Source organism: Algoriella sp. (genome assembly GCF_036647415.1).
GTDB lineage: Bacteria > Bacteroidota > Bacteroidia > Flavobacteriales > Weeksellaceae > Empedobacter.
On record NZ_JAVXKG010000061.1, the window covers coordinates 1 to 7,362 of the forward strand.

The 7,362-nt window shown below is 28.1% G+C and carries 4 protein-coding genes and 1 pseudogene; 4 read left to right on the forward strand and 1 reads right to left on the reverse strand.

Annotated elements, in window-relative coordinates; genetic code table 11:
- Positions 1-572 (reverse strand): annotated as a pseudogene (locus RSC72_RS15540) (cryptochrome/photolyase family protein); the annotation flags it as partial.
- Positions 573-661: 89 nt separating this feature from the next.
- Between RSC72_RS15540 and RSC72_RS15545 the strand changes: the two are divergent.
- The 4 genes from RSC72_RS15545 to RSC72_RS15560 all read left to right on the forward strand — a co-directional run.
- Positions 662-1,366, forward strand: coding sequence for a hypothetical protein (locus RSC72_RS15545; protein ID WP_223705949.1), 705 nt, complete (start codon positions 662-664; stop codon positions 1,364-1,366).
- Between the two features lie 80 nt (positions 1,367-1,446).
- The gene (locus RSC72_RS15550) at positions 1,447-1,725 is read left to right on the forward strand and encodes a helix-turn-helix domain-containing protein (protein WP_223705948.1); all 279 of its coding nucleotides are present in this window, start codon (positions 1,447-1,449) and stop codon (positions 1,723-1,725) included.
- A gap of 130 nt (positions 1,726-1,855) precedes the next feature.
- Positions 1,856-4,261, forward strand: a complete 2,406-nt coding sequence (locus RSC72_RS15555; RefSeq protein WP_223705947.1) for a hypothetical protein — start codon at positions 1,856-1,858, stop codon at positions 4,259-4,261.
- Between the two features lie 77 nt (positions 4,262-4,338).
- Positions 4,339-7,362: type IIG restriction enzyme/methyltransferase (locus RSC72_RS15560; RefSeq protein WP_332578663.1), on the forward strand; the 3,024-nt coding region annotated here is incomplete at its 3' end.

The window sequence follows — 7,362 nt, forward strand, 5'->3', positions numbered from 1 at the left end:
TAATCCGCCTGCTGTAATAATGCCGTTTTATCTTCAGGCTTCATGTTATGCCATAGTTTATACATCATTCCAATTCTCGGATTCTGGGCAAGCTTACTTTCATGCCTGTCATAAAAATTCCAATACAGGCTGTTAAAAGGACAGGCTTTATCGCCTGTTTTTTTTGCTTTATTATAAAAACAGGTCCCGCAGTAATGGCTCATTTTATCAATATAAGAAGCTGAACTTACATAAGGCTTCGTACCTATAATTCCCCCGTCTGCAAACTGGCTCATACCTCGAGTATTGGTAATTTCGACCCAGTGGAGCGCATCTATATAAATACCGAGATACCAGGCATCAACCTCGCTGGGATCTGTTCCGGCCAGAAGAGCAAAATTTCCTGTAATCATTAAACGCTGGATATGATGTGCGTAGGCAAATGTCAGAGACTGTTTTATGGCATCTTTAAGGCAGTTCATTTTTGTTTTTCCTGTCCAGTACCAATTGGGAAGTTTCTCTGTATTATTGAAAAAATTCAATGTAGCAAATTCCGGCATTTTATGCCAGTAAATACCTCTCATATATTCGCGGTTTAAATTGGCTAAATTTTACCAAGAAAGCAATAATGTATGGTTTCGGAATTTTAAGTATTAATAGCGATACTTTAAAGGCTTCGTTTATGAATTGGTATAATGATACTATAAGCAAAATAGAATCAAAAGAAAAACCAAAAACGGATTATTGGGAACAGGATATTAATAATGAATTGCTAATAACAGAGTTTGAAAAAGCAATTGTCAAATTAGTTGAAAATATTGAAAACGAAAAGGATTTAGGTTGTTTGCCAATGAGATTTCGAATGCTACCAAATGTTATTTTAAAAGAAGATAGATATAATATTTCAGATAAAAAATATCTATTAAAAAGAATGTATTTCGTATTAGAGAGAAATAAATCAAATGATTTTATTAAAGAACTGATAGCGGAATTTAAACTAATTGTAGAACCTTACTTTGAAATTTATGATTTTATAATTAAAGAACCTCAACAAAATACAGCCGATAAACCTAATAAAGGTAAACAAAAAAAAATTGCAGAAAAATGGTATGCTTTGCTGTATTGGATTGAGTTAAGTGCAAATGGACAACAACCTCCAAAAAGTATTGAAGGAACTTTTGTAAAAAGAGAAATAGAAAAAATAGGAAGAGAAAAAACGGGAACTACTGGACAAAGTTTTTACAGAGAATTTATAAAAATTGACTTAAACAACGAAAGATTAATTTCAAAAGCCTTTAGTAAAGAATGGAAAAATGAAATTATTAGATTATCAAATAACAGTCTATTAATTAGTAATTACATAGAAGATAAATATAATTCAAAATAACTGGGTACTTCGGGGTACGTACCTAAAAATACCCCTTAAAATACCTCACGTGGTTTGTGTAAACTTTTAAAGATAAAAAGATGCACAATTTAATTTTAACACCAATTTCAGTAGATGATTTAACTGAAAAAATTGCTTTAAAAACACTTGAATTTTTAGAGCAAAAAAAAGCAACCACAAATACTCACAATCCTGATGAGTTATTAACCCGAGAACAAACGTGCGATTATTTGCACATTGATAGTAGCACGTTATGGTATTGGACAAACAAAGGTAAAGTTGTTGCTTATGGAATTGGAAACCGCAGATACTACAAAAAAGCGGAATTATTGGAATGTTTAATTCCTTTAAAAAAATAGGACTATGCAAAGTAGATATTTACAAAGTCCTTATTTTGAGGTATTAAAGCAAAACAAATTTAAGGTTTTTAGTGCTTTTAAGCAAATCATTTATAGTATAGTTTCAAGTGTATTTATAAAAATATAAGCTATGGAAACGGCAAACAATAAAGCCGTACCAAAAACTTATATTGCTGAATGGATTAAGTTAGATTTTTATAATAATTCTAATTTAAAAACTGATATTCAAAACCGTATTTCAAAGAATATCGAAACTGATTTTATAAACGCTTTAAACAATATGAAAGGCGACAATAAAAACGGATTTGGCGTATCGTTTTCAGAAATTACACTTTTGGCTATGGCTTATTTTTATAGTGAAATTTTCACGCATAAAATAAAAGACAAGTACTATACAATTGAAAAGGTTAAAGGGTTTATTGATGCTAATAATTTAACAACCTATACGGCAATTTATGAATTAGATATAAAGTTCTATTCATTAGTTGATGCGCCATTATTTAAACATTGTTGGCTAATAATACAAAGTGCTTGGTTTTTTAATTCTCAATATTTTGGATATCACCAGCATATAGATTACGTTAATCACTACATAAATACTGGAGAAAAGCTACCAATTGAAAAGTATAATTTTGATCGAAATTATTTAGATAAAAAGTATATTGATGTTGATAGTAGAAAGTCAAAATCAATGCCGATTAATGGGTTTACATTGGTTAGTCAATGGTATTACGGTATTTTGTTTTTAATATGCAAAGAATTGAAATTATCAACTTCGCATTTTAATATTTCAATTAAAGACCATAGAGAATATAATCCATTGCCTAAAACATCAAGGCAATTAAGACCATTAGCACCGTTTAAGTTAATCGAATGTGACATAAAAAGTGCATTCCCTACATTTTTAGACATTGAAACAGGAGCGAATTTAAAAGATGACATTTATAATAATTTGATGCTTACAAAAGGCATAACAAGGAGTGAAGCAAAGATTTTGTTTAATACTATTTGCAATAGTGGCAAATATAAAAGTAAAGAGTTTACAGAGGCTTTTTTCTTAGATTGTGGTTATACAGATGAACAAAGTACAGATTTGTTATACTATACGCATAACGAAAAATATAAATTTATTTCGTTTATGACTGACCAAGAAGAAACCGCAATAAATAATTTTGTAAGCATTAATAATTTACAGCGTGGCGCACGGCTTCACGATGCAGTACTTTTTATAGATGATAAAACAAAACCGCAAATTTTAAGAGTACACCCAAATTGTGATTTTGGTTTGAAAGAACTTAACAGACCAGTAATAAGAGAAAACTTCTATTTATCAGACAAGCGATTGCCGTATGCTTACATTAATAGTTTGCCAAATGGTTTAAATATGGTAACTAAACACGATTTCAAAAAACCTCAAATCAAAGGCAAAACGGATACTTTTATAATATACATAGATAATTTTGAGTACATAAGTGCTGGCTTTAATCTAAATAACTACAATGATTTTGTTGAAGAAATAAAAGAAGAAGTAATCAATTTAAGCGAAACATTAATCTACTCACGTAAACAATTTGTTGAGAATCCAAATCAAATTTTTATTTCACTTTGTGAAAATATGTTAGATGTTTTGTTTCATTTGAATAAACGTAAAATAAAGCCTTTGGAACTTGAATTAATATTGAAGCACATAAGAAGACAAAGTAATTATGTTTTTAATGTTAGAGCGACTTATTTACGACTGATTAAATACAATAGCAATGGTTTTGATTTAAAGAACTTTAGAAAACGTGATTTTGATATTGTTGGAAAACCTCAATTCAAAAAAAATATTGATTTTTTAAACGAAAAAAATAAAGCAATAAAAGAGATTAATATTTTGCTGAATTATAAAAATTTAATTGATTTAGTGCGTGAACGAATTCAAAATAATGATTACGGTTTTTTGAGTGAGAATACAATTATAGGACATAAACGAAACAATTTATTGACGTATGCTATAATTAAGAAATTCAATTTGTTATGTACAGGAAGCTTTTATAAACCAAGAAAACAGAAAGATTGTAACCTCTTTAATAATGATACTATAAAGAGCTTACAAACATTTGAAACAAGCCAAGAAAACAAACAATCAGTACATCAATTATTTTTGATTTTATGCACGATTGCTGGAGCAATTACAGAATTGGAAATTCAAACCGATACAGATATTCAAAACCAGTTAAAACTTGAATTGATAGAAGAAATTTTAAAAATTAAAATAAACAATATTGATGCTGGAGTAAATTGTTTTGAGCATTTATATAAAGCAATGCCAACAAAAGAAGTTAAGTTTAATACAGATATAGAAAACAGTTTTGATACTGATCTAAGTAAAAGTGTTTTTAATTGCATTTCTCCTGAAGAAGCATTTTATAAAGGCGACACATTTTTTAAAGAATATTTGCAGTATCATAAAGTTAGCGATAGTGCCAAAGTTATAAAACCAATTAATAAACCAAGTCAAAACTTAATATTTTCGAAATTCGATTTTGACTAAAATTATTCCTTGTCGAAAATAAATATAATAACAATATTATATTTATACATTTACGAAAAGTAAATAATTATCTTTTTATGAATAAAATTAATACTAGAAAGGCACTAAATCCTGCATATAGAAAACACAAACCTTTAAGGAATGATGTTACTACTTTTATAGAAAAATTAAAAGTCTGTATAGAAGCAGTAAAATTAAGTGATGAAAAAGGTGAAAGTGAAGAGCATATAAAATCTCACTTTAAAGATTTCTTTTCCAATACATTTTTTAAAGACAATTATATAAACACTAAAGAAAGAATAGATTTAGCAATCTATTTAGACAGTACTGCAAAATCGGATATTGGTGTTATTATAGAAGCAAAAAAACCAAGTAATAAAGTTGAGTTTATTTCAGAAAGAAATCTAAATAAAAAAGCATTACAAGAATTACTTTTGTATTACTTAAGGGAACGTTTAGATGGTAAAAATAACAATATAAAACATTTGATAGCTACGAATGGCTACGAATGGTTTTTGTTTAAAGCAGAAGATTTTTACAATTATTTTTATAAAAATAAAGCACTAATAAAAGAATACGAAGCTTTTAGAGATGGTTTAAAAGATACTACTAAAAATGAGTTGTTTTATAATGAAATTGCTAAAAAATATATTGAAGAAGTTAAAGAGGAATTACCATTTGTGTATTTAGATTTTAGCAAAGTAAACCTAAACTCTTTAGATGATAATAAACTAAACACTTACTTTAAAATATTTTCTAATGTTCATTTATTAGGACATAGTTTTGGAAACGATAGTAACCAATTAAACAAAAACTTCTATAACGAATTACTACACATTATTGGTTTAGAAGAGGTACCAGATGGTAGTAAAAAAGTAATACAAAGAAAAGATAGTAAATCAAAAGATTACGCATCATTATTAGAAAATACCATTTTTACACTAGAAGATAAGGATTATTTAAGAAAAGTAAATCTAACAGAAGGTCAAGGAAATAAAGCTTTTAATGTTGGTTTAGAATTATGTTTGACTTGGATAAATAGAATTCTTTTTCTTAAGCTTTTAGAATCACAATTAGCAATCTATCACAAAGGAGCAAAAGAATACAAGTTTTTAAATAGTAGTTTTATCAATGGTTTTGATGCATTGAATGATTTGTTTTTTTCAGCTTTAGCAAAACCTTACAATGAAAGACATGAAAAATTCGCGGAAACGTATAAATACATTCCATATTTAAATAGTTCTTTGTTTTCTGTAGAGGATGGTAGTATGGAAGATTTGACTTTCACAATTTCAGCATTAAAAGATGATGAAATGACAGTTCATCCAAGTACTGTTTTGAAAGATGTTAATGGTAAAAAATTTAAAGGCAACCTAAAAACATTAGACTATCTTTTTAAATTTCTTGATGCTTATGACTTTGCTACTGATGGAACAGAAGGAATAGTTGAAGGAAAGGAAACAAAAACATTAATCAATGCATCTGTATTAGGTTTAATATTCGAAAAAATAAACGGGTACAAAGATGGTTCATTTTATACACCTGCATACATAACTATGTATATGTGTAAAGAAACCATACGCAGAACAGTAGTGCAAAAATTCAAAGAAAATGAAAATGATACAATAGAGACATTTGAAGATGTAAAAGCATATACATCACGTTTTTTTAAACCCGACGATTCTAAACGATTCAATACACTCATAAATAGTTTACGCATTTGCGACCCCGCAGTAGGTTCAGGTCACTTTTTAGTATCTGCACTTAATGAATTAATTGTCATTAAAAATGAATTAGGCATATTAGTAGACGAAAAAGGGATACCATTACGAATTGATATACAAATAGAAAGCGACGAACTATACATATCAGATGCGAACGGGTATTTATTTGAATACAACCCTAATGATACAGAAAGCGCTCGTATACAAAAAACACTCTTTGAAGAAAAACAAATCCTTATAGAAAATTGTTTATTTGGTGTAGATATTAACCCAAATTCAGTAAAAATATGTCGTTTACGTTTGTGGATAGAGTTATTAAAAAACGCTTATTATACAGAGAAGAAACAGCTACATACCTTACCAAATATAGATATTAACATTAAATGTGGTAACTCCTTGATAAGCCGTTTTAATTTGCAAGACGATTTAAAAGATGCCTTTAAAGGAAAAGAAGTAAAATACAATTTTACCAATTATAAAAAAGCGGTAAACGATTATAAAAACTCCAACAGTAAAGAGGAAAAATACCAAGTATTAGAAATAATAAACGAAGTAAAAAACAACTTTAAAAGTACACTAGACAATAAATTTATCGACAAAGTATCTAAAGCAGTAGGTACCTATGAAAACGAAAAACAACGACTAGATAATTTAGCACTTTTTGGCGAAAAAATTAAAAAAGCCGAAAAAGACAAACTAAAAAAGCTAAAAGCCGATGCCGATAAGTTTGTACAAGAAAAAGAAGATACTATAAATAATGCTATTTATAATAATGCATTTGAATGGCGTTTTGAATTTCCTGAAGTGTTGGATGATAATGGAAACTATTTAGGTTTTGATGTTGTAATTGGAAATCCTCCTTATGTATACAGAAATGCTGATTTTGATAGCTACAAAAATTATTTTAAAGCTATTTTTTTTGCAACAAGTGGTAACTTTGATTTATATAAATTTTTCATTGAACTTTCTTTGAAAATACAAAAGGTAAATTCATTTCATTCTTTTATAACTAATTCTTCCTTCATTTTACAAAATTCATTTTCTAAAACAAGAGAATTTATTTTAAAAAGCTCACAAATAGTGCAGTTAATACCTTTAGGTCCAAACGTTTTTGAAGAAGCTACAGTCGATTCAGTAGTTTATATTTTAAAGAAAGCTAAAGAGAGTAATAATTTGATAGATGTAAAAACACCTTCCGAACCTAAAGAAATCTATAATACGAAGTCAAAAACAATCGAACAATCAAGGTTCACTAATAATGATGGGTTTATTTTTGATTATTTATTAGACGGAAAAGAATATGCATTGATTGACAAACTTTTTAAAACCTTTCCATTTATCGACACAAAGTATGACATTGGTGTAGGAATCAATACA

What these genes read in the sequence shown, in the direction of transcription:
- RSC72_RS15545 (WP_223705949.1), top strand. Translation starts at nt 662, where the DNA reads ATGAATTGGTATAATGATACTATAAGCAAAATAGAATCAAAAGAAAAA.
- RSC72_RS15550 (WP_223705948.1), top strand. Translation starts at nt 1,447, where the DNA reads ATGCACAATTTAATTTTAACACCAATTTCAGTAGATGATTTAACTGAA.
- RSC72_RS15555 (WP_223705947.1), top strand. Translation starts at nt 1,856, where the DNA reads ATGGAAACGGCAAACAATAAAGCCGTACCAAAAACTTATATTGCTGAA.